This is a genomic window from Anaerotignum sp. (assembly GCF_030625865.1).
Lineage (GTDB): Bacteria > Bacillota > Clostridia > Lachnospirales > Anaerotignaceae > Chakrabartyella.
Genome location: NZ_DAOUQB010000039.1, coordinates 1 through 21,541, shown reverse-complemented (window position 1 = coordinate 21,541; position 21,541 = coordinate 1). Strand labels below are relative to the sequence as shown.

The window sequence follows — 21,541 nt, the reverse complement described above, 5'->3', positions numbered from 1 at the left end:
AGCATCCGGCTGTTAACCGGAGGGTCGTTGGTTCGAATCCAACACGGGGAGTATACATATGGTCCGTTGGTCAAGGGGTTAAGACACCGCCCTTTCACGGCGGTAACGCGGGTTCGAATCCCGCACGGATCATGTTTTTAGTATGTTACTTATTAAGACTTGTTTTGTACTTTCTTAATTTGTGACATTTCTGAAAGTTATTATTAAGCCGATGTGGCTCAATTGGCAGAGCAGCTGACTTGTAATCAGCAGGTTATCGGTTCGAGTCCGATCATCGGCTTATTTTTTAACTGAGCACAAGTTTTTGGGTCTTTAGCTCAGTTGGTTAGAGCATCCGGCTCATAACCGGACGGTCCCGGGTTCGAGTCCCTGAAGACCCACTTTTACAATGAAATATGGCTTAGTAGCTCAGTTGGTTAGAGCGCCGGCCTGTCACGCCGGAGGTCGAGGGTTCGAGTCCCTTCTGAGTCGTTTATGGGAGTTTAGCTCAGCTGGGAGAGCATCTGCCTTACAAGCAGAGGGTCACAGGTTCGAGCCCTGTAACTCCCATTTTTTCTGAAATGAAAATGTTTTTTTGGCGGAGTAGCTCAGTTGGCTAGAGCATGCGGTTCATACCCGCAGTGTCGGGGGTTCAAATCCCTCCTCCGCTATTTTTTATTTGTTTTGTGCAATTTTTTAGGGAATTTAATTTGATATTTAAGTGTGAAAGTAGGTTCATACTTTAATAAGGAGGTCTGTCCCATGTTGTGGATGGACTTCCTTTGCATGTGTAATAAAGTATACTTAAAAGTTGAATTTAATATTTCACTCAAGGGTAAACAGAAAACCGGTTTATTCGCCTACTGATTTTAAATTGAAATTTATTAATTTAGGCACATCCCGAATTTTTATACAACTATAATGTGTATTAAAAAAAAATTGAAAAAAATTTGAAAGTTTCATCAAATAAAGGAATATAATTTCTATTGTCTAGGTTTTATTATAAATTTGATAGGTTTAACATTAAAGAAAGTATGGGAACAGGCATGTTTTGAATTATGTAAACTTTACAAGTAAAATTTTGGTGTATATAATGAAAACGGTTTGTTTTGTTTTAGTTTATGCGAATTATAGAAAAAGGAGGAATTTATCATGAAGGTGTTAATGGTTAATGGTAGTTCAAGATTAAAAGGATGTACTTTTTCTGCATTGACAGAGGTGGGGAAGGCGTTAGAACAACAGGGTATCGAATATGAAATTTTTCAGTTGGGCCCCAACCCTATCAGAGACTGTATTGGATGCAATAAATGTCAAGATGGAAAATGCATTTTTGATGATGACGATGTAAATAAATTTGTGGAAAAGGCTAAGGCGGCAGATGGATTTGTCTTTGGTTCTCCCGTATATTATGCTCATCCTAGCGGTCGTTTACTTTCATTTTTAGATAGAGCTTTTTACTGCTCTTCCAGTTCCGAAAATCATCCGTTTAATTTTAAACCTGCCGCTGCTGTTGTTTCTGCAAGGCGTGGAGGAACAACGGCATCTTTCGATGTGATTAATAAATATTTTACGATTGCAATGATGCCTATTGTATCATCAAGCTATTGGAATATGGTGCATGGGAATACTCCGGAAGAAGTTATGCAGGATTTGGAAGGTTTACAAACTATGCGCAATATTGGAACAAATATGGCGTGGATGCTGAAAAATATTGCGTGTGGCAAAGCTAATGGAATTAATCTGCCTAAAATTGATAAATCGCAAAGAACCAATTTTATTCGATAAAATGGCTATGGGATTTTGTTTTTGGTGTATGGTAAATGATTAGTATATTTTGTATTGCGTTTAATGACTTGACAGATGCTTATGATTGACGTATAGTAGGTTGCATATAAATTAAAAATTGTACAGAATGGGAGAGTTTTTTTTCTCTTTGCATATCTTGGAAGAGAGGTAGAAAAATGCGGATTGGTTCTGGGTATGATGTGCATAAATTAATTGAGGAACGTAAATTGATTTTAGGTGGGGTAGAAATACCCTATGAAAAGGGGCTTTTGGGTCATTCCGATGCGGATGTTTTGTTGCATGCAGTCATGGATTCACTATTGGGTGCAGCTGCACTAGGCGATATTGGAAGGCACTTTCCAGATTCTGATCCAGCATATAAAGATGTAGATAGCTTAAAATTGCTTTCCAAGGTTTTGTACTTGATTTCTCAAAAAGGATATTGTATAATTAACATCGATGCAACAGTTATTGCGCAAAAACCTAAATTGGCACCTTATATTTCTAAGATGTGCGAAAATATTGCAAGAACTCTGGAAATAGAATTGGATCAAGTAAATGTGAAAGCTACAACTGAGGAAGGTTTAGGTTTTACAGGGACAGGAGAGGGCATTGCTGCTTCGGCAGTTTGCCTTATTAGTGAAAAATAAATAAGAAAAAGGTTATGATGGAAAAGAGTAATCCTTTTTTTGCCTAACAGAGAATAGCGGCCTTGGTGCAAGGTGATGAGATTTGAGATCATGGAGAACATGATTTTGTTTGTCAACATCTTAAGATACATGGGTGGGAGTCGCTTATAGGTGAGGGAGGATGAAGTGCGTTCCTGAACTGAACAGGCGAAAAATAATTTTAGTAGTCTGTATCCGGTGACAACGTTACAGTCTAAAAGAGAGACGGTGATTGCCGTCTAATTAAAGTGGAACCGCGGAGATCGTATAGCTTCGTCTTTATTTGTATAAGGACGAAGCTTTTTTTATTTTCTTGTTTTCATTGAAAATCCACCCTGAAACAAAGGGAAAAGGTTGTTTATAAAACATGCCTAAGAATTTTATTTCAGAAATGTAAATTTAAAAATAGGAGGAATTTTTATGTTAAAAGATGCAATTAGAGTGATTAAAGAAAAGGATCCTGCAATTAAAAGCAATATTGAGGTTTTTTTATACCCTAGCTTCTGGGCAGTCATCAATCATAGGATTGCTCATAGATTTTATCACAAGCATTTTTATTTTTTGGCAAGACTTATTTCACAGTTTTCACGTCTTATTACAGGAATTGAAATTCATCCAGGAGCAACCATTGGGAAGAATTTTTTTATTGATCACGGAATGGGTATTGTAATCGGAGAAACAGCGGAAATTGGGGATAATGTTATGCTGTACCATGGGGTAACGTTAGGTGGAACAGGGAAAGAGAAAAACAAAAGACACCCAACTGTTGCGGATAATGTGATGATTGGTGCAGGTACCATTGTTTTAGGACCTGTTACTATCGGAAAAAATTCTAAGGTAGGGGCCGGTTCTGTTGTTATTCAAGATATTCCCGAGAATGTTACGGCGGTAGGGTCTCCGGTAATGGTAGTTCGAAAAGACGGGGTTCGCATTTCTCCAGTAGCCCCAGAAGAGTTGACAGGATGCAAAAGAAGAGCTGTATAAAACTTTATAATCTGATGGAAAATATAAGTATTTTTGGAGAATGTATGATATAATTACAAAAGGAGAGGGAATACTTCTCAAAAGGATTTTTCTTGGAATTTAGCTTACTGCAAGTTAAATATTTGTGTTTTTGGTTTATTAATTAAGATTTGTTTATCTTGCAGTAAAATTCTTAATAACGGAAATAGAAAGGATGAATCATATGAAGGTTTATAATACGCTGACCAGGCAAAAAGAAGAATTTGTACCTATAGAGGAAGGCAAAGTTAAGATGTATGTTTGCGGTCCTACGGTGTATGATTATATTCATATTGGAAATGCACGTCCTTATGTTGTTTTTGACACAGTAAGACGCTATTTGGAATATAAGGGCTATGATGTAACCTATGTACAGAACTTTACTGACGTAGACGACAAGATTATTAACCGTGCAAATAAAGAAAATAGTACAATGCAGGAAATTTCTAACAGATATATCCAGGAAGCTTTCCATGACGCGGATGGTTTGAATGTAAAGCGGGCCACCATTCATCCTCGTGTAACAGAGGAGATGGATTTGATTATCCAGATGGTAAAAGATTTGGTAGATAAAGGATTTGCTTATGAGGATAAGGGCACTGTTTATTACGATACAAAAAGATTCCCTGAGTATGGAAAACTATCCAGAAAGAACTTAGATGAATTGATTGCAGGTGGTAGTGAACGTGTTTCCGTTGATGATGCCAAGAAAAACCCCACTGATTTTGTGCTTTGGAAACCTAAAAAAGAAGGGGAGCCCAGTTGGCCATCCCCATGGGGCGAAGGCAGACCAGGCTGGCATATTGAATGCTCTGTTATGGCAAAGCACCATTTGGGTAAAAGCATTGATATTCATGCTGGTGGAGAAGATTTGGTTTTTCCTCACCATGAAAATGAAATTGCCCAGAGTGAAGCATGCAATGGATGCCAATTTGCAAAATATTGGCTGCATAATGGCTTTATTACCGTGGATAATGAAAAAATGTCTAAATCCTTAGGGAATTTCTTTACTGTAAGAGATATTGCAGCCCAGTTCCCCTACGAAGTCATTCGTTTCTTCATTTTAAATGGTCACTATAGAAGCCCCATTAACTTTAGCCGTGATTTAATGCAGGCATGCCAGAATGGTCTGGAAAGGATTAAAAATGCCAGAAAAGAACTTGACTTCTTCATTCTGAATGCACCTCAGGGCAAAATGTCAGATGAAGAGAATGCCCAGGTTAAGGAATTGGAAAAATATAAAGAACAGTTTGAGGCAGCAATGGATGATGACTTTAATACTGCTGATGCCATTTCTGTAATTTATGAGTTGGTTCGCTTTAGTAATATTGCAGTGAAAACCGCTGTTTCGAAAGAGTATGCTTTGAAAATTCAGGAGATGCTGGATCATTTGTGCAGTGTTTTAGGTATTGCTGAAATTAGCGAAGATCGTATTTCAGACGAAGAAACAAAGAAAATTGAAGCCTTGATTGCGAAGAGAACAGAGGCAAAAAAATCAAAGGATTTTGCTGCCGCTGACGCAATTCGAGATGAATTGGCGGGAATGGGAATTACTATTAAGGATACGCGCCAAGGTGTACAATGGTTTAGAGGTTAAATATGGATTTAAAAGAGTTAGATTTGATTTTAGGAAATAATGGGGAGATTGATCCCAAGGGAATTTCCCCCCTTGTTCTTGCATATATTGGGGATGCTGTATACGAGATGTTTGTGCGGTTGACGGTATTAACGGATGGGAATGCCCCTGTAAACCGCTTGCATAAAAAGGCAAGGGATTTAGTAAATGCCAAGGCGCAGGCAGAGATGTATTTTCGTTTTGCAAAGGAACTAACAGAGGAAGAAGCAGCAGTTTTTCGCCGAGGCCGAAATGCAAAGTCTTTTACCACACCGAAAAATGCAGATTTGATGGATTATCGTCATGCCACTGGGCTTGAAGCATTGTTTGGGTACTTATACCTAAAAGGTGAAAAACAACGGGCAATAAACTTGTTTTCTTTTGGTATGGTGGATATAATAAAGAAATAGGAATATAAAAGAGCCGAAGGAGGAGAAATTCCGTTCCTTCGGCTTTCTAAAACATATTTGAAAATATTAATTTATGGGAAAGTATTTGGACTAGAGAAGTAACAGGAGGTTTTTCTGTGGAAAAAAGAGAAAGAGAATATAATGAAAATCAAGTAGAGGGAAGAAATGCTGTTTTGGAAGTTTTAAAAAGCGGCAGGGATATGGAAAAGCTTTTGGTGATGAAAGGAAATTTAGAAGGCACCATTAAGCGAATTATTGCTATGGCAACGGAAAAAGGTGTTGTGATTCAGGAGGTTAGTCGACAGAAAATGGACGAGCTTTCCCAGACAAAAAACCATCAAGGAATCATTGCCTTAGTATCTGCCCACGAGTACGTTGAGGTTGAAGATATTTTAACCATTGCAAGAGAAAAAGGGGAGGATCCTTTTATTCTTTTGTTAGACGGCATCACAGATCCCCATAATTTAGGGGCAATTTTACGTACGGCAGAGTGCGCAGGGGTGCATGGCGTAGTTATCCCCAAGCGACGCTCCGTTGGATTAAATGCAACCGTAGGAAAGACTTCGGCAGGGGCAATTGAATATATGCCTGTAGCAAGGGTTACTAATATTGTCAAAACGATGGAAAAGCTTAAAAAAGAAGGACTCTGGATTGCATGTGCAGATATGAAGGGCTTAGACCATTTTGACACAGATATGAAGGGATCTTTGGCTTTGGTAATCGGCAGCGAAGGAGAAGGGGTAAGTCGTTTGGTCAAGGAAAACTGTGACTTTACTGCTTCTATTCCTATGTATGGCCAGATTTCTTCATTGAATGCTTCAGTAGCTGCTGGTCTGCTAATGTATGAGGTAGTGCGCCAGAGAAAATTTGGAAAAGATTGAAACATATTATTTCTTTTTTAATGAGCAGTTGTAATAATTAAAAAAACTTAAAATGATAGATTAATAAGAAAATAGTGGTTTTGCAAAATGTGACAAAATATGTTACTCTATTGTGTATATTAATGCAGAATGGAGGGGAGCTTTTGCAAAAGGAATTTTTATTAGTGGATGGATATAATATTATTCACGCTTGGGATGATTTAAAAGAACTGGCACTGGAAGTAAGCTTAGAAAGCGCAAGGCAAAAGCTTATGGATATTCTCTCCAACTATAAAGGTGTAAAGAACACCACGGTTATACTGGTTTTTGATGGATATTTGGTGAAGGGGAATATTGGAAGTGCATTCCCATATCATAATATTTTTGTTGTTTATACGAAAGAAGCGGAAACAGCAGACCATTATATAGAAAGAGTAGTAACAGCAATGCCCAAGCATTATAGGGTTAGAGTTGCCACGGGGGATGGGCTTGAACAGCTTATAATCTATGGACAGGGTGCGACCAGAATGACCGCAAAGGAGCTACGATTGGAAATTCAATCAGAGGCTGATTATTTAAGAGAGCGTTTTATTGAAAATAAACCGCCAAAAAATAATTTATTAGCAGATCATCTTGATCGGGAGGCGTTGGAATGGATAGAGGCATTACGGAGAAAAAAATAGATGAAAGCCATGGGGCGGTTAATGCTGCAGAGTCAGAAAGAAGTAGCTTTGCGGCTTATAAGGATGAGAAACTGGTTTTATTGGCCCAGCAAGGTGATTCTCAAGCAGAGGAATATTTGATGAACAAATTTAAACCTCTGGTAAAGGCAAGGTCCAGAGCCTATTTTTTGATTGGTGCTGATAGTGAGGATATTATTCAAGAAGGTATGATTGGATTATATAAGGCTGTAAGAGACTACAATATTGAGCGAAACGCATCATTTTGTGGCTTTGCGGAGCTTTGCGTTAATCGCCAAATGATTACTGCGATTAAGGCGGCAACCAGACATAAACATCAGCCTTTAAATTCGTATATTTCTTTAAATAAACCGGTTTTCGATGATGATTCAGAACAGACTTATATTGATTTGTTGCAAGAAGGCGAATTATTAAATCCTGAGGCATTATTTATTGGGCAAGAGAATAAGGACTTTATTGAGAGCCAGATGATGAAGAATCTAAGTGGATTTGAAACAAGAGTCCTTGCACTTTATTTACAGGGGAGAAGCTATTTTGAGATTGCAAAAAGCTTAAAAAAGCCTGAAAAATCTATTGACAACGCATTGCAGCGTGTGAAAAAGAAACTTGAACGCTTTTTAGAGCAAAAAAATCTTGACGAATCAAAAACAATATGATAATATATACAGGCTGGCGAAATTGTATTTTTTCAGCTGTGCTGATATGGCTCAGTAGGTAGAGCGTCGCCTTGGTAAGGCGGAGGTCACGGGTTCAAATCCCGTTATCAGCTGTCTACAACCCCCGTAAATCGGGGGTTATTTTTTTGCGTGTGAACTTTTGTGTGAACCATTATCTAAAAAACTATCTACGCAATCATTCATAATACTATTAATTTCATTTTTTTGATCTTCTGTATGCTGATATACACTTTTCAGCTATTCTTTCCATTGCGTATTTATCAGGGATACCTTGAGCCAATCTTGGCATCAGGTTGGCGCAGGAAGGAAAAAAGGTTCTTCCGGTGGACAGCGATCCACAGGGTTCTCAGACCATCAGTTTGGGCAATCCCCAACCTGATCAACTGCCCATGATGCTGGTGACGATCATGGGCAAGGTGCAGAACGAGGAACCCATCGACTTGGCGAGAGCCTTTCGCATTATGAGGAAGGTGTTGACCTCATGCCCGCCAACATTGAGTTTTTCGGTATGGAGGGTTTCCTTGTCAACGCCATGAGCCGTGAAGAGGTCTTGTAGCAATATCTGGACGGCGTGAAGCGCCAATACGACTACGTGTTTCTGGAATGTATGCCCTCACTTGGGATGCTGACGGTTCAACGCGTTGGCCGCAACCGACAGTGTGCTCATTCCCGTTCAAGCGCAGTACCTACCGGACAAGGACCTTGAACAGGTTTTGCAAACGATCAATAAAGTACAGCGTCAGATCAATCCGAAGCTCAAAATCGACGGCATCCTTCTGACGAAGGAGGTGTTGAAGATTAAAAAGTAGCGCCAAAAACATAAGTCTGAACAGCTAATGGTTTATGTTGTTAGTAAAAAAAGATACCGCAAATTTGCATAAATAAAAATGGGTGCGGTTAGTTTTATTAGTTTGCAGTATTTGCTATACACACCGGCAAAGGATATTTTAAGATACCGTTAATTCGACATCATAGTCCTGTAATACCGTATGTTTGTTCCAAAGCTATGGTTACCACAGAACCCCCAAAAGTCTGTAGGGCTTGTGAGAAAGTATTATTATCCATTATGTGTGTTATGGCAGTGAATGTGCCACCGTTCCGTCTAATGGCTGCATTTATCGCTCCATCTGCGATAATGTTTTGTCATAATTTCAAACCCACCACTATACTGTTACTTCATATAGTCGTTTTACGTAAATTTCTACATTATGCGTATAAATATTTGGTTTTATTTTTAATCAAAAATATAATTGTGATAAACAATGCTAACAGTTCAGAAACTACAATAGCTAGCCAAATACCATTAATACCAAAGAATATTGGTAATATGAGAATGACTATTATTTGAAACACAAGTGTTCTTAAAAATGAAATGGTAGCAGAAACAATGCCATTGTTAAGTGCTGTAAAAAATGCAGAACCCCAAACATTAATCCCCATGAGCATAAAAGCAATAGAATAGAGTCTGAAACCATGACAGGTCATAGTGAACAGTTCTATATCGTAACTAGCAAAAATCTTTACCAATGGTGCAGCAAAAACCTCGGCAAGCAAAGTCAGAACAACGCCTGATACAGCAATTAGCTTAATGCTTTTGCGAAACAAACTTTTAAGTTCATCGTGATTAGCTGCTCCGTAATGATAGCCGATAATCGGTGCAGTACCAATAGAAAAACCTATAAAAATTGCCATAAAAATAAAATTAACATACATAATAATCCCATATGCAGCAATACCGTTTTCTCCTGCAATTTTCATTAGCTGAAAATTATATATGATACTTACAAATGAAGAAGAAAGATTAGTTACCATTTCAGAAGAACCATTTGTACAGGTTTTCAAAAGTATTTTTCCATAAAACTTGGTTTTTGTGAGTTGTAAAAGACTATCATTCTTCTTTGAAAAATATATAATTGGAACAATACCGCCAACAAGCTGCCCTAGAGCGGTTGCAAGTGCAGCCCCTGCAATACCCCAATGAAAAACAGCCATAAACAAAAAGTCCAATACTGCATTCGTTATTCCTGCCATAATAGATATTTTTAAACTTAATACAGGTTTTTCAGCAGTTATAAAAAAATTCTGAAAAATATTCTGCAAAATAAAAGCTGTCATTGAAAAAAATATAATACGACCATATATAATACAGTTTTCTAATAACTCACCAGTTGCTCCCAAAGAGGAAGAAATCGGTTTGATAAAAATAAAACCAATAACGGACACGACTAAAGATAAAGCAACAGCAATATAAATCAACATTGAAAAATATTGATTTGCCTGCTCATGTTTTCCCTCACCTAAAGTCTTGGAAATGACGGCACTTCCTCCTGTTCCAATCATAAAGCCGATTGTGCCAACTCCCATGGCGATTGGCATAATTAAATTTACTGCTGCAAAAGGTGTTTTACCTACAAAATTTGACACAAAAAAGCCATCCACAATACTATATAACGACGTACAGATCATCATAAGGATTGGTGATATTACAAAACGAAGTAATCTCCTATAAGTAAAATGATTGGATAATTGGATTCTCAATACTCTTTCCTCCTGAACCAGTTCTGTGCATATTCTGACAGAACAGAACTGATTTTTTTGGTTTCTGTTTCCGATGTGTTTGCACACAACTGATAGTTTTCTTTTGCACCCCATTGTATTCCCGTAAGCAGTTCATAGTATTGCTTACGATTGCAATTGACTTGCTTAATTTTCATTTCGAGGTCATGAATTATCAGTTTTTCAAGTTCACTGACATATTTACGGTATCTTCCATTCGACTTTATCATTGCGATGTTAAGTCCTCCGATGACATTTTCATTATTTTTTTTATTTCTACATCCAACAGATCATTATGTTTTTGCGTAAGTCTTAAAAATTCGTCGAGATTTTTTTTACCCAATTTCAAAAAAGCATTTTCTTCTGCTTCCATTAAAGGCAGTATTACATTAATTGCAAGTTCTTTTCCGGATTGAGTTAAAAATATCTCTTTGTTTTTTCGATTATCCGGAGAAGGTATAAGTTCTATAAGTTTCTGCTGCTCAAGATTTTTAAGAGCCGAATTTACTGTTTGTCTGCTATAAAACCAAATATCACAAAGCTCTTTTTGTGTGTATGCTTCAGACCGCTCTTGTATGGAATATATGATCCAAAACATCGTATCTGATAAACCGCTACTTTTTGCATAATTATGATATAGCTGGTCAAGTTCTTTAAAAAGTTGATTATATATGCTTAACTTTGAAAATATCATATCATTCATGATGTTCTCTCCTTTATCTTGGAATAATCCGATTTCGGACAATGATATTATAATCCGAAATCGGATTATCGTCAATTAGTTTTATAAAACGCTTGAGTCATATTTTGTATAATCTAGTTAAGTCGATATTGTTAATAACGGTAAAAAATATTTTCCCTTTATATACCGTAAAAACAACTGTAATTCGGAACATGATGATAAATATTTTTTGATACTGCGAAATCCTTGTTTGATGGAAATACGGATTGACTTTTCGTTTACACCTTAAGCCTTAGCAATCGCAGCATGGCGTTGTTTACGTGTGGACTTACGCTCATAAATTTCATCGGGAGAGCGGGGAACAAACAGGATGTCATGTCAATCACATCTCTTCGGTCAAGCAAATATTGGGCTTTGTAGCGATATTTCTTCCATATGTAGCTTTTGACTTAGCAAAGCTTTCGAATCTTGATGCTATTTCATTGGTTTGGTGTGTATAGCGTTGCTAATGTTTTGATCTTTTTGTTACTGCCATAATAGTGGAAGTATCTGTCCTGTGTTTTACTTCGGAAGGTGTAAGTTACAGTGTTTTTCAATACAACCTTAGTGATCGCGTATAGATGATAATAGGCGTTATTGAGAATATTTTTATATAACAATAAAGTTTATATATGGAAATAAAAGATTATTCGATAGTTCCGCGGGTAGAACGAAATTCTCCCGGAGTAATGCCGGTGGCCCTTTTGAAAGACTGAATGTAGTAGCTGGTAGTACTAAAACCATGTTCATAAGCAATTTGACTAATAGATAAATGGGGTTTTCCGAGTAGAGCTTCAGAACTTTTTGATATTCTGACATTATTGATATATTCAAATAGTGTGCAGTTCATATGCTTTTTAAAATAACGACAGCATTCGTTTGAACACAATCCAACACTTGCAGCCAGCTGTGACAGCGTGATTTTTTCGCTGTAATGAGAGCAGATATAGGTAGTAAGTGTCTTGAGGCGCAAGGTATCTGCTGTCTGCTGCTGAACTATTGTTGGAGGAAGTTCGCATAAAAGTAAATAAATACAGGTTAAAAGCCGTCGAGTTATGGATAATTCATACCCGAAGGCTTTTTCGCTATATTCGTGATGTATAGCTGTTAACTGATCTAAAATTGTATTTTGCCATGAAACAGAGGTGATCAAAGGGATGGAAGAACGAGACTTATCCGAAAGAAGCGGTGATATATAATTGCTTTCTATTATGCTTCCTGGAAAAGCCGAGAGCAGTGAAGGATGTACATCAATACAAAGATAGGTGGCATCTTTGGTAAGGGGCTTTGCCATATGTAAAATACTAGAGTTGATAAATATTCCCATACCTGCAGATAAAACATACACATTTTGTAAGGCAGTAATCTGAATTTGTCCCCTAGTGATGTAACAAAATTGAAATTCATTGTGCCAATGCCAGTCAATAAAGCCCAGAACATTTTTGGTAAGGACTGTTTCGTATAGAGCCAGCGGAAAAGCGGATGTGCCATGCTGCGTTGTTTCCATTTTTTCCCGATCTATGGGAATATTGTATATCTGCATTATGCTATACCCTCCTTTGTGAGAATGAAATCAATATTTTGATATTTTATAACAATATTATAGTATATTTTTGTGATAAAATCAATATATAATGACATTATACAAAACATATTGGCCAATGGTTTTTGATTTTTTATTATCAGGAGGTATAACATGAATAAAGATTTTGAAAAAAATAAGATGAATTGATTCAGTTTGTACAGATGATGGTATAAACCAAAAGCTATTCGAAGAACAAGGAAATTCTGCTAACACGATTCAAAGCAAAATGGAAAAAAGAGAGAAGTAGTTTTCCTACAAATTATAGTATCTTATTTTAATTAGTTTTTGTATGTTTGATTGATACCCAAAAGAGAATAATTAAGGAGGAATTACAATGGCGTTGTTAGAAAATTTTGCCGGCTTTTTATGGGGATGGTTTTTGATTATTATCCTCTTGGGAACTGGCGTATTCTTAACCATTCGTTTAAAAGGTATACAATTTCGATATTTTGGAAGAATTTTTAAAAATATAAAAAAATCAATGAAAAAAACAGACGGTGTATCTGGATTCGGTGCATTGTGTGCGGCGTTAGGTTCTCAAGTAGGAACCGGAAATCTTGTAGGCGTGGCTTCTGCGTTAGTTAGTGGAGGACCGGGCGCTATTTTCTGGATGTGGATTACTGCGCTTGTCGGAATGTGCACTAACTTTTGTGAGGTCGTTCTTGGACAGGTATATCGTGATAAAGATAAGGATGGTACATTTGCTGGAGGACCATCTTACTACATTAGCAAAGGCTTGAAATGCAAACCATTAGCGGCCGCATATACGTTGTTTGTTGTTCTTGGTATTGGTGTGGTTTATGTTATGCTTCAGAGCAATTCCGTTGTATCTGCGGTTCGTGGAATGACAGATGCTATTCCTGCTGTTGTTGTTGGTTTGTTTCTAATGGTACTTACAGCGTTAGTCATATTTGGCGGTATGAAGCGGCTTGCAGATTTTGCTTCTTTCGTGGTTCCCTTTATGTCAATTGCATATCTGTTGGTAGCGATGGTTATATTAGCAATTAATATAAAATCCATGCCTGCAGTAGTTGCTTTGATTTTTAAATCTGCATTTTCTTTTAAAGCAGTAGGGGGCGGGATAATAGGTCATACAATAAAAAATGCGATTCGTTATGGTGTGGCTCGTGGACTTTTTTCCAATGACGCTGGGAATGGTACCGCAGCAGCCCTTCATTCAACTGCAAATGTAAAACATCCGTTTGCACAGGGATTATCCGGTATGCTTGGAGTGTTTGTAGATACTGTTATTGTTTGTTCAAGTACGGCATTTATTATTCTTTCTACAGGTGCTTTGGATTCCGGTAAAGAGGGGATTGAACTGACACAGTATGCACTAAGTTCGGTAATGGGAAAATCTGGCGGGATGCTAATTTTGGTTGCCATGTTTTTGTTTGGTTTTACTTCTTTGCTTGCCGATATTCAGATTGGAGAAATCAATTTGGGATGGATTTGTGCGAGGAATAAAAAAGTAATAACAGCTTATCGTGTGTTAGCCTGTGTCCTAGTTATTGTTAGTGCTGTTATACCAACTGCAACATTGTGGACTTTGGTTGATATTCTAACAGCATTTATGGTGTTGGTGAATGTGATTCCTCTGATTGCTTTAAGTGGTAAAGTGAAAGACGTAGCGAATGACTACGAGAAACAGATTTTTGACGGAGTAGAAGAACCGGTATGGGACATGGAAAAGATGTAAAATATTTTTTTGAAAGGACTTTAAAAATGGATAGTCGAGACTTAAAAAAACAATTGATTATTTGGAGACATATGTTACATCAGAATCCGGAAACAGCATTTGAAGAGAAAAAGACAGCGGAATTTGTAGCGGAGAAATTAAAAGAACTTGGAATGGAGGTTCATACTGGAATTGGTGGAACCGGGGTAGTAGCAAGTCTTTCTGCGGGAGATGGAAAAGCAGTGATTGGGATACGCGCAGATATGGATGCAATTAATTTAAAGGAACTGAGTGACCATGATCATGTTTCTAAAAATGCAGGGAAAATGCATGGATGCGGTCATGATGGTCATACTGCAACATTGCTTGGCGCTGCTGTGCTTTTAGCAGAAACAAAGAACTTTAACGGTACTGTACGGTTTTTTTTTCAACCGGCAGAGGAACCGGGGCATGGTGCAAAAGCAATGATGGACGATGGACTTTTTGAAAAGTACCCGGTAGATGAAATTTATGGTCTTCATAATGCACCGTTTCTACCAGCAGGAGTTATACATACACGTACTGGCGGAATCATGGCAAGTGAGGATAATTTCAAGATAAGAATAACAGGGCAGGGGGGACATGCTTCAAGTCCTCATCAAGGAATTGATCCTTTGACATCTGCTTCTCAGATTTATCTGGCGTTACAGACGATTGTATCACGTAATGGGAATCCGCTGCATCCTATTGTGATTTCATGCACAGAATGGCATACAGACGGTGCACACAATGCAATCCCAACCCATGTTGAGATCCTTGGAGATACCAGAAGTTGCAGTAAAGAAGATCAGATTTTGATCGAGAATAGAATGAGGGAAGTCAGCCAAGGGATTTGTACAATGAATGGTGCAAAATGTGAATTTGACTATACCCATGAATTTAACCCTGTACTTAATGATAAAAATTGTGTGGATACAGTAATCCGCGCAGCAATACAGACAGTTGGAAAAGAAAAGGTAGACGAGAACTGTGAACCATGGATGGCTTCGGAAGACTTTGCAGCATATTTAAACCAGGTGCCAGGCTGCTTTTTGCTTTTGGGAAGTGGAAAAACAGAAGAGAATATTCCACTACATAATGCTATGTTTGATTATAATGATGAGGTGCTTATGACAGGAGCAGAGTTGTGGAAAAATTTGGTTGAGGAACGTTTAAAATAGAAAGGAAAGGATAGGTTAGAAATGAACGAATGCATAAAATCAGTACATTATCAACAAGAAACAAGTAAGGAGAGATGCAGCGTTGAGCGATTTGGTTCGGTGCATGCAGAAAAAATACAAGAATTCCATAAGAGTTTTCCGGAATATTCTGTAACACCGCTGGCAGATTTAAAAAATCTGGCAGATGAGTTGGGAGTAGCAAGTATTCATGTGAAGGATGAAAGCTATCGTTTTGGTTTGAATGCATTTAAGGTGCTGGGCGGAAGCTATTGTATAGGAAACTATATTGCAAATCGTCTTGGAAAGGATATCAGTGAGTTGCCATATGAGAAAATTACAAGCGATGATGTAAAAAAACAGTTAGGAAAACTAACATTCGTAACAGCTACTGATGGAAATCACGGAAGAGGAATTGCATGGACAGCAAACCGATTGAATCAGGAAAGTGTTGTTTATATGCCAAAGGGAAGTGCGCCGGAGCGGTTGAAGAATATTCAGGCACTTGGTGCGGATGCATCTATTACGGAATTAAACTATGATGATGCAGTAAGATATGCAAATGATATGGCCGAAAAAAATGGATGGATTATGGTACAGGATACAGCTTGGGATGGTTACGAGGAAATTCCGGGATGGATTATGGAAGGATATACTACCATGGCATATGAGGCATGGAAACAGCTGGAAGGAGAGAAGCCGACTCATGTTTTTCTTCAGGCAGGGGTAGGAGCTATGTCAGGGGCAATTGCAGGGTTCTTTGCCGATCTATATCCAGGCGAAGAGAAGCCAATTATAACAATTGTAGAGCCAAACAAAGCGGATTGTATTTACCAAACCGCTGAAGCAAATGATGGAAAGCTTCATGCCGTGAATGGAGAGATGAATACCATAATGGCAGGTTTAGCATGTGGAGAACCATGTACTATTGGTTGGCAGGTTCTCCATGATTACGCTGATAATTTTGTTTCTATGCCGGATTATGTAGCGGCAAAAGGCATGAGAGTATTGGGAAATCCGTTGGGGAATGATCCAAAAGTGGTTTCTGGAGAAAGTGGAGCTTCAACGCTGGGATTTGTTGCGGAGGTACTGCAGAATGAAAGCCTGGAATGGCTGAGAAAGCAGTTGAAACTGGACAAGAATTCACGAATTTTATGTTTTTCTACAGAAGGTGATACAGACAAGGATAATTACCGTAAGATTGTATGGGATGGAGCTTATCCCAGCTTTTAAGGCATAAACAAAGAAAAGAGGATGAGAAAATGAAGATTATTGAAACAAAAAATGCTCCGGGAGCAATTGGCCCTTATTCACAGGGATATGAAGTTAATGGAATGGTATATACATCTGGGCAGATTCCTGTAGACCCCGTTTCCGGGACGGTTCCGAAAGGAATTGAGGAGCAGGCAGAACAGAGTTGTGAGAATGTGAAAGCGATACTTGAAGCAGTAGGCACCAGCTTGGAGAAGGTTTTTAAAACTACATGCTTTCTTGCAGATATGTCTGATTTTGCAGTGTTTAATGGTGTATATGCAAAATATTTTACCTCAAACCCCGCTCGCAGCTGTGTTGCAGTAAAAGATTTGCCAAAGGGTGTTCTTTGCGAAATTGAAGCTATAGCAGCAAAATAGTTTTTTAAAAGTATTCTTTTCCCCCGTTTAGGATGTAAAATCATCCCATGCGGGGGATTTTTCGTTGAAGATCAAAAGAAGAATTGAGAAGAGGTGGCAAAAAGGATTTTTGGTTACAAGCACTAATGTAAATTACAAATTTTGCTGTGGGAAGGGATTATAGAATGATATGTTTTATATAGGTAGGACGAAATTTCTAATATGAAATTACCAAAGAGGCAGATAAAAAAGCCTTGAGGCTGAAAAGCGCATATGAAAAATAATCAATTTTACAGAGAACGGGTCGAACCAGCCATGAAGAAATCAATATGCGGGTCAAAGACATTGAGGTGCTATAAGTTACGCTTTAATTACTGTTCTTGCATACTATACAGGGATTATAATACCAGCTTGTGGGGGATAGAAGATTTATCTTTTATCCCTAATTAGCTATGCCATTGGCATTTCAAAAAACTTCACTTATGCGTTTGAAGGCAGGCACACTTCCGGCAGTTTTCCAGATCGGGCAAAGGATGTTTATAAGTACCGGTCTTTAGACAGATTCTGTGTTTCTCCATATTTATTCCTGTATTTCAGCGGGGGAAGACCGTAGCTGTCCCGAAATTGCTTAATGAAGTGGCTGATCTGGTTGTATCCGACATCTGCGCTGATCTCGGAAATCGGCTTATCTGTGTGTATAATCATGTTTTTTGCCACATAAAGACGATACTCGTTCAAGTACTTGATCGGGGACATATTAGTATATTTTTTAAATAAGGCCGTAAGGCGGTTTTTATTGATTAAAACATAATCGGCGACTTGCTTTACGGTCAGCTGCTCTGCATATTGACTGTGTACATAATCTAATACAGTGTGAAACAGCTTCATTTCTTCATAATTCGAGGGATCTTTGCTCTCTTCGAATTCATTTAACATAATCTCAAAAACCTGTGACAGGAAATTTATAACGGAAAAATACCCGAGTGGTTCATTTTTCCAGTTCAGATACTTCTTTAGGAGCGTAATCTGATACGGTTTTAAGGGCAACAGGGCGTAGGGGAACGATGAATTTTCAAGTAGCGGAAGGATAAGGCTTTTCAATATCTTCGGATGAAAAATGTCAGGGCTGAAGTTGATACAGAGTGTTCTGGTATCCTGATGAACAGTCTTTGAGCTGTGTAACTGGTGACTGTTTATGAAAAGGAGTTTATCACCTGTAAGATGGAAGGTATCTCCGTTAATGCGGTGTTCCAGTGCACCTTCGGAAACCCATGTGATCTGCAGTCCATCATGCCAGTGAAACGGAATATGATCTGAAGCGCCGTGGCGGTAGCTTTGTGTAAACATCGCGATTGGAAAATCGGTCGATAAGAACATGATATTTTCCTGCAACTCTTCAGTTGTGGAAATAACGAATTCTAAACCTGCCTGATTCGATTTAGGAAAAGAAGAGTTCATATTTTCGCCTGCCATTCTGATTTTCTTACAAACTTATAAGCTTATTTCTACAATAATATTATAACATTTTTTTGAAATAAGGGGAATTAAAATTTAAATAAAGATGTACAAATGTGATAAAAATTGTTTCTATGCTGATAGAAAAGTTGAAAATATGTTGCTACAATGAAGCTGTAAGATTACGCAAACTACATAATTAACAAAACAGTACAGGAGGGTTTTATGTTATCAATCAATGGGAATCGTTTAATGGAGCGAATTAATACGCTTGGAGCAATTGGCAAGGATGAAGAGGGGAAAAGAACAAGGCTGGCAGCTTCTGATACGGATAAAGAAGGTCGTGATGCCGTTGCTGGCTGGATGAAGGATGCAGGGCTTAAAGTTGTGACAGACCGCATTGGGAATGTGTTTGGTATCTGGGAAACAGAGCAGAATAAGGAGGAGGCTCCGCTCATGCTTGGTTCCCATATTGACACCGTAATCAATGCAGGACAGTACGATGGCTGCTACGGCGTGATTGCAGGAATCGAAGTGATTAAGACACTGAAAGAGGCCGGTTATACATCTTCCAGACCGATTGCAGTAGGTGCATTTACGAATGAAGAGGGTGTCCGCTATGCACCTGATATGATGGGGTCTCTTGTATACGCAGGCGGACTTTCGGTTGACGAAGCACTTGCTACGGTCGGAACAGACGGAACGATTCTCGGTGAGGAATTGAAACGGATTGGATATGAAGGAACAGTAGAACCGGGATTTTTGAAGCCCTACGCCTTTATTGAGCTGCATGTAGAACAGGGACCGATTCTTGATGTGGAAGGAACGCCCATCGGTGCTGTAGAAAATTTGCAGGGGATTTCGTGGCAGAGGATTACGATTGAGGGTGTGGCAAACCATGCAGGGACGACGCCTACCAATATGCGTATTGATGCAGGTCTGGCAGCAGCCAAGGTGATTACCTTCATGCGGGATCGCTGCAATCAATCCAGCGGAAAGACTGTTGCAACGACTGGATGCATTGAGTTTGAGCCAAATGCGGTGAATGTCATTCCGTCAAAGGCTGTATTTACCGTAGATGTGAGAAATCCTGATGAGGAAAAACTGAAGGAAGAAGAAAAGGCCCTTGCAGAGTATCTGAAGGAACTGGAAAAGACAGATAAAGTTACGATTTCGACGGAGCGCCTTGTACGTTTTGAACCGGTTTTATTCGATGAGGGGATTGTAAAGCTGGTAGAGCAGGCAGCAACAGAACGTGGACTTGCTTCTCGTAGAATCACCTCTGGAGCAGGACAGGATGCACAGATGATTGCCCGGATGTGTCCGACGGCGATGATATTTGTGCCGAGTATTAAAGGAATCAGCCATAATCCGAAGGAACTTACGTCGGATAAGGATCTTGTTGCAGGCGCAAACGTTTTCCTAACTGTAGTAGCAGAACTTTCCAATGCAAAAGAAGAGCGTGGAATATGAAAATAAATAGTTTACATCATAGCATAGGACATAAAATTATAAATTATCTATTCAGGTAAATGTATGTGTATGGGAGCATCCCTGTGGCAGATTTGTACACATCTGTCACAGGTGATGCATTTTTCCTGATTAACACTGCTAATCCAGTCGGTCATCATTGAAATAGCATTTACTGGACATCTGATAATACAAGCGCCACATCCTACACATTTGCTGGGATCGATATATACCTTTGTTATATGCAAGTTTTTGTTTGTCAATAGTGTACACCTCAATTCGATTATATTTTTCCAGAAAACCTTAAATCGTTTCGTCCTTTATGCTTACCTTACGATCCAATCCAGCTTTGAAGATATCCTTCCATTTCTTGTTTTATATCTGTCAGCGTATCAAAGATTCCCAGAATAATGTTTTTTAAAATATGAAATTTTCAATTATAAAAGGTGCAGACCGTTTTATGGCACTGCACCTGACTGTTTTATGTAAAATCAGGATATCAGATTTTACTGAGTTACAGTTCTTTTTTGTTTTCGGAACCGGGAGTTGTAACGATTACTTTTTCCGGAGTGACAATTAAAGCGCCTTTTGCAGTTGCAGTACCATTGAACATTTTTTCTACCATTGCCTTAAATGTATCGACGATGTTGCCTTCTGTTACATATTCAGCATTTCCCTTGATTTGATAACCTTCGAGGTTTTGTGCATCATACACCGAAATAGCAATTTTTCCATTGTCCTGGATGTTTTTCAGAGTAGTTTCAAGGAATACATCACCTACAATAAGTTTTCCATCATCTGTTACATCTTTGAATGCAACAGGCACAACGTTTGGTTCATTATTTCGGCATGTTGCCAGATCCCACATGTTTTCCTTTAGTATTTTTTTTACATTTTCATTTAACATAACAATACCTCCATTAGAAACTATTTTGTTGTTGTTTGACTACTTTACTTATTATAGTGAATTGACTTTTGAGCGGCAAGATATTAATAAATTAATTAGCTACTATTAAAATACATAGTAACTTGCCAATATATAGAGCGTTATGTATAATAAATACAGATAAAGTAGGAGGAGAGAAAACATGTATCAAAAAAAAACGGATAAGGATATTCGCTGTCCTTTGGAATATGGCCTTGAGATTTTCGGCGGAAAATGGAAGCCTAGGATTATTTGCGTGCTTAATGAAAAGAAAGTTTTGCGTTATAGTGCGATAAGAAAAGAAATGATGAATATCACGGATGCGGTACTGGCTTCGGCTTTAAAGGCACTAATCAGAGATGAGATTGTGCAGCGAAAGTCTTATGATGAAATACCTCCCAGGGTTGAGTACAGTCTTACGAAAAAGGGGGAGTCTGTGGTTCCAATCTTACAAAGTATCTGTGGCTGGTCGGGGATTTTTTACAAAGAAGACATAGACCATGTTATGACGCAATGTCAGAAATGCGATTATAATGCTACAACTCAGGGATCAGGTGATAGAAAATTTTAGTAAGAGGAAGGACTTGATTATCTCTGCAGTAATTTTAGAAAAATTCTTCAGCCACTTTGATGACTTTTTCGATTACC

The 21,541-nt window shown here is 38.3% G+C and carries 21 protein-coding genes, 7 tRNA genes, 1 pseudogene and 1 other annotated feature; of the genes and pseudogenes, 22 read left to right on the top strand and 7 right to left on the bottom strand.

Annotation, left to right across the window (positions count from 1 at the left end; all coding sequences use genetic code 11):
• The first annotated feature begins 60 nt into the window (after nucleotides 1–60).
• The 16 genes and pseudogenes from P9Q65_RS10685 to P9Q65_RS10610 form a co-directional block, all read left to right on the top strand.
• Nucleotides 61–132: transfer RNA gene (locus P9Q65_RS10685), tRNA-Glu, on the top strand.
• A 75-nt stretch (nucleotides 133–207) separates the two neighbouring features.
• Nucleotides 208–280, top strand: a tRNA-Thr gene (locus P9Q65_RS10680).
• Between the two features lie 26 nt (nucleotides 281–306).
• Nucleotides 307–380, top strand: a tRNA-Ile gene (locus P9Q65_RS10675).
• 17 nt (nucleotides 381–397) lie between these two features.
• Nucleotides 398–471: transfer RNA gene (locus P9Q65_RS10670), tRNA-Asp, on the top strand.
• A gap of 5 nt (nucleotides 472–476) precedes the next feature.
• Nucleotides 477–549, top strand: a tRNA-Val gene (locus P9Q65_RS10665).
• A 27-nt stretch (nucleotides 550–576) separates the two neighbouring features.
• Nucleotides 577–650, top strand: a tRNA-Met gene (locus tag P9Q65_RS10660).
• A gap of 481 nt (nucleotides 651–1,131) precedes the next feature.
• Nucleotides 1,132–1,764 (top strand): flavodoxin family protein, encoded by a 633-nt coding sequence (locus P9Q65_RS10655; protein ID WP_304509411.1) that lies wholly within the window; start codon nucleotides 1,132–1,134, stop codon nucleotides 1,762–1,764.
• 176 nt (nucleotides 1,765–1,940) lie between these two features.
• Nucleotides 1,941–2,414, top strand: a complete 474-nt coding sequence (gene ispF / locus P9Q65_RS10650) for a 2-C-methyl-D-erythritol 2,4-cyclodiphosphate synthase (RefSeq protein ID WP_304509410.1) — start codon at nucleotides 1,941–1,943, stop codon at nucleotides 2,412–2,414.
• Between the two features lie 5 nt (nucleotides 2,415–2,419).
• Nucleotides 2,420–2,716, top strand: a binding site (T-box leader).
• A gap of 136 nt (nucleotides 2,717–2,852) precedes the next feature.
• Nucleotides 2,853–3,416, top strand: a complete 564-nt coding sequence (gene epsC, locus P9Q65_RS10645; protein WP_304509409.1) for a serine O-acetyltransferase EpsC — start codon at nucleotides 2,853–2,855, stop codon at nucleotides 3,414–3,416.
• A 202-nt stretch (nucleotides 3,417–3,618) separates the two neighbouring features.
• The gene (cysS, locus tag P9Q65_RS10640; protein WP_304509408.1) at nucleotides 3,619–5,031 is read left to right on the top strand and encodes a cysteine--tRNA ligase; all 1,413 of its coding nucleotides are present in this window, start codon (nucleotides 3,619–3,621) and stop codon (nucleotides 5,029–5,031) included.
• A 2-nt stretch (nucleotides 5,032–5,033) separates the two neighbouring features.
• Nucleotides 5,034–5,459 (top strand): Mini-ribonuclease 3, encoded by a 426-nt coding sequence (locus P9Q65_RS10635; RefSeq protein WP_304509407.1) that lies wholly within the window; start codon nucleotides 5,034–5,036, stop codon nucleotides 5,457–5,459.
• Between the two features lie 116 nt (nucleotides 5,460–5,575).
• Complete coding sequence (gene rlmB, locus P9Q65_RS10630; RefSeq protein WP_304509406.1) at nucleotides 5,576–6,340, top strand: 23S rRNA (guanosine(2251)-2'-O)-methyltransferase RlmB; 765 nt, start codon at nucleotides 5,576–5,578, stop codon at nucleotides 6,338–6,340.
• Nucleotides 6,341–6,483: 143 nt separating this feature from the next.
• The gene (locus P9Q65_RS10625; protein ID WP_304509405.1) at nucleotides 6,484–7,002 is read left to right on the top strand and encodes an NYN domain-containing protein; all 519 of its coding nucleotides are present in this window, start codon (nucleotides 6,484–6,486) and stop codon (nucleotides 7,000–7,002) included.
• Nucleotides 6,972–7,676 (top strand): RNA polymerase sporulation sigma factor SigH, encoded by a 705-nt coding sequence (gene sigH, locus P9Q65_RS10620; RefSeq protein ID WP_304509404.1) that lies wholly within the window; start codon nucleotides 6,972–6,974, stop codon nucleotides 7,674–7,676. The genes P9Q65_RS10625 and sigH overlap by 31 nt, the downstream gene beginning before the upstream one ends.
• A gap of 40 nt (nucleotides 7,677–7,716) precedes the next feature.
• A tRNA-Thr gene (locus P9Q65_RS10615) sits at nucleotides 7,717–7,789 on the top strand.
• A gap of 195 nt (nucleotides 7,790–7,984) precedes the next feature.
• Nucleotides 7,985–8,479, top strand: a pseudogene (locus P9Q65_RS10610) (ParA family protein); the annotation flags it as partial.
• A gap of 424 nt (nucleotides 8,480–8,903) precedes the next feature.
• Here the strand turns inward: P9Q65_RS10610 and P9Q65_RS10605 are convergent.
• From P9Q65_RS10605 to P9Q65_RS10590, 4 genes are all read right to left on the bottom strand, one after another.
• The gene (locus P9Q65_RS10605; RefSeq protein WP_304509403.1) at nucleotides 8,904–10,235 is read right to left on the bottom strand and encodes an MATE family efflux transporter; all 1,332 of its coding nucleotides are present in this window, start codon (nucleotides 10,233–10,235) and stop codon (nucleotides 8,904–8,906) included.
• Nucleotides 10,232–10,483 carry a hypothetical protein gene (locus P9Q65_RS10600; protein ID WP_304509402.1) on the bottom strand — a complete coding sequence of 84 codons (252 nt, stop codon included), beginning with the start codon at nucleotides 10,481–10,483 and terminating at the stop codon, nucleotides 10,232–10,234. Before P9Q65_RS10600 ends, P9Q65_RS10605 begins: the two co-directional genes overlap by 4 nt.
• Nucleotides 10,480–10,956, bottom strand: coding sequence for a MarR family winged helix-turn-helix transcriptional regulator (locus tag P9Q65_RS10595; protein WP_304509401.1), 477 nt, complete (start codon nucleotides 10,954–10,956; stop codon nucleotides 10,480–10,482). The genes P9Q65_RS10600 and P9Q65_RS10595 overlap by 4 nt, the downstream gene beginning before the upstream one ends.
• 664 nt (nucleotides 10,957–11,620) lie before the next feature.
• Nucleotides 11,621–12,517, bottom strand: coding sequence for an AraC family transcriptional regulator (locus P9Q65_RS10590; RefSeq protein WP_304509400.1), 897 nt, complete (start codon nucleotides 12,515–12,517; stop codon nucleotides 11,621–11,623).
• Between the two features lie 376 nt (nucleotides 12,518–12,893).
• Here P9Q65_RS10590 and P9Q65_RS10585 point away from each other — a divergent pair, with 376 nt between their 5' ends.
• Genes P9Q65_RS10585 through P9Q65_RS10570 form a run of 4 tightly spaced genes read left to right on the top strand, consistent with a single transcriptional unit; the run spans nucleotide 12,894 to nucleotide 17,064 of the window.
• Complete coding sequence (locus P9Q65_RS10585; protein WP_304509399.1) at nucleotides 12,894–14,258, top strand: alanine/glycine:cation symporter family protein; 1,365 nt, start codon at nucleotides 12,894–12,896, stop codon at nucleotides 14,256–14,258.
• Nucleotides 14,237–15,436 (top strand): M20 aminoacylase family protein, encoded by a 1,200-nt coding sequence (locus tag P9Q65_RS10580; RefSeq protein WP_304509398.1) that lies wholly within the window; start codon nucleotides 14,237–14,239, stop codon nucleotides 15,434–15,436. Before P9Q65_RS10585 ends, P9Q65_RS10580 begins: the two co-directional genes overlap by 22 nt.
• A 21-nt stretch (nucleotides 15,437–15,457) precedes the next feature.
• The gene (gene dpaL, locus P9Q65_RS10575; protein ID WP_304509397.1) at nucleotides 15,458–16,666 is read left to right on the top strand and encodes a diaminopropionate ammonia-lyase; all 1,209 of its coding nucleotides are present in this window, start codon (nucleotides 15,458–15,460) and stop codon (nucleotides 16,664–16,666) included.
• A gap of 29 nt (nucleotides 16,667–16,695) precedes the next feature.
• Nucleotides 16,696–17,064, top strand: a complete 369-nt coding sequence (locus tag P9Q65_RS10570; protein ID WP_304509396.1) for a RidA family protein — start codon at nucleotides 16,696–16,698, stop codon at nucleotides 17,062–17,064.
• Nucleotides 17,065–17,580: 516 nt separating this feature from the next.
• Here the strand turns inward: P9Q65_RS10570 and P9Q65_RS10565 are convergent.
• On the bottom strand, nucleotides 17,581–18,516 hold the full coding sequence (locus tag P9Q65_RS10565; protein WP_304509395.1) for a helix-turn-helix domain-containing protein: 936 nt from the start codon (nucleotides 18,514–18,516) through the stop codon (nucleotides 17,581–17,583).
• Nucleotides 18,517–18,723: 207 nt separating this feature from the next.
• On the opposite strand from P9Q65_RS10565, the gene P9Q65_RS10560 reads away from it, so the two are divergent.
• Complete coding sequence (locus P9Q65_RS10560; RefSeq protein ID WP_304509394.1) at nucleotides 18,724–19,971, top strand: Zn-dependent hydrolase; 1,248 nt, start codon at nucleotides 18,724–18,726, stop codon at nucleotides 19,969–19,971.
• A gap of 47 nt (nucleotides 19,972–20,018) precedes the next feature.
• On the opposite strand, the gene P9Q65_RS13480 is transcribed toward P9Q65_RS10560, so the two are convergent.
• Nucleotides 20,019–20,216 (bottom strand): 4Fe-4S binding protein, encoded by a 198-nt coding sequence (locus P9Q65_RS13480; protein ID WP_442870851.1) that lies wholly within the window; start codon nucleotides 20,214–20,216, stop codon nucleotides 20,019–20,021.
• Between the two features lie 266 nt (nucleotides 20,217–20,482).
• Nucleotides 20,483–20,875, bottom strand: a complete 393-nt coding sequence (locus P9Q65_RS10555) for a pyridoxamine 5'-phosphate oxidase family protein (RefSeq protein ID WP_304509393.1) — start codon at nucleotides 20,873–20,875, stop codon at nucleotides 20,483–20,485.
• Nucleotides 20,876–21,056: 181 nt separating this feature from the next.
• On the opposite strand from P9Q65_RS10555, the gene P9Q65_RS10550 reads away from it, so the two are divergent.
• A complete protein-coding gene (locus P9Q65_RS10550; protein WP_304509392.1) occupies nucleotides 21,057–21,464 on the top strand; it encodes a winged helix-turn-helix transcriptional regulator in 408 nt (135 codons plus the stop codon).
• The last annotated feature ends 77 nt before the right edge of the window (nucleotides 21,465–21,541 follow it).

What these genes read in the sequence shown, in the direction of transcription:
- P9Q65_RS10655 (WP_304509411.1), top strand. Translation starts at nt 1,132, where the DNA reads ATGAAGGTGTTAATGGTTAATGGTAGTTCAAGATTAAAAGGATGTACT.
- ispF (WP_304509410.1), top strand. Translation starts at nt 1,941, where the DNA reads ATGCGGATTGGTTCTGGGTATGATGTGCATAAATTAATTGAGGAACGT.
- epsC (WP_304509409.1), top strand. Translation starts at nt 2,853, where the DNA reads ATGTTAAAAGATGCAATTAGAGTGATTAAAGAAAAGGATCCTGCAATT.
- cysS (WP_304509408.1), top strand. Translation starts at nt 3,619, where the DNA reads ATGAAGGTTTATAATACGCTGACCAGGCAAAAAGAAGAATTTGTACCT.
- P9Q65_RS10635 (WP_304509407.1), top strand. Translation starts at nt 5,034, where the DNA reads ATGGATTTAAAAGAGTTAGATTTGATTTTAGGAAATAATGGGGAGATT.
- sigH (WP_304509404.1), top strand. Translation starts at nt 6,972, where the DNA reads ATGGATAGAGGCATTACGGAGAAAAAAATAGATGAAAGCCATGGGGCG.
- P9Q65_RS10600 (WP_304509402.1), bottom strand. Translation starts at nt 10,483, where the DNA reads ATGATAAAGTCGAATGGAAGATACCGTAAATATGTCAGTGAACTTGAA.
- P9Q65_RS10595 (WP_304509401.1), bottom strand. Translation starts at nt 10,956, where the DNA reads ATGAATGATATGATATTTTCAAAGTTAAGCATATATAATCAACTTTTT.
- P9Q65_RS10590 (WP_304509400.1), bottom strand. Translation starts at nt 12,517, where the DNA reads ATGCAGATATACAATATTCCCATAGATCGGGAAAAAATGGAAACAACG.
- P9Q65_RS10585 (WP_304509399.1), top strand. Translation starts at nt 12,894, where the DNA reads ATGGCGTTGTTAGAAAATTTTGCCGGCTTTTTATGGGGATGGTTTTTG.
- P9Q65_RS10580 (WP_304509398.1), top strand. Translation starts at nt 14,237, where the DNA reads ATGGGACATGGAAAAGATGTAAAATATTTTTTTGAAAGGACTTTAAAA.
- dpaL (WP_304509397.1), top strand. Translation starts at nt 15,458, where the DNA reads ATGAACGAATGCATAAAATCAGTACATTATCAACAAGAAACAAGTAAG.
- P9Q65_RS10570 (WP_304509396.1), top strand. Translation starts at nt 16,696, where the DNA reads ATGAAGATTATTGAAACAAAAAATGCTCCGGGAGCAATTGGCCCTTAT.
- P9Q65_RS10565 (WP_304509395.1), bottom strand. Translation starts at nt 18,516, where the DNA reads ATGGCAGGCGAAAATATGAACTCTTCTTTTCCTAAATCGAATCAGGCA.
- P9Q65_RS10560 (WP_304509394.1), top strand. Translation starts at nt 18,724, where the DNA reads ATGTTATCAATCAATGGGAATCGTTTAATGGAGCGAATTAATACGCTT.
- P9Q65_RS10555 (WP_304509393.1), bottom strand. Translation starts at nt 20,875, where the DNA reads ATGTTAAATGAAAATGTAAAAAAAATACTAAAGGAAAACATGTGGGAT.
- P9Q65_RS10550 (WP_304509392.1), top strand. Translation starts at nt 21,057, where the DNA reads ATGTATCAAAAAAAAACGGATAAGGATATTCGCTGTCCTTTGGAATAT.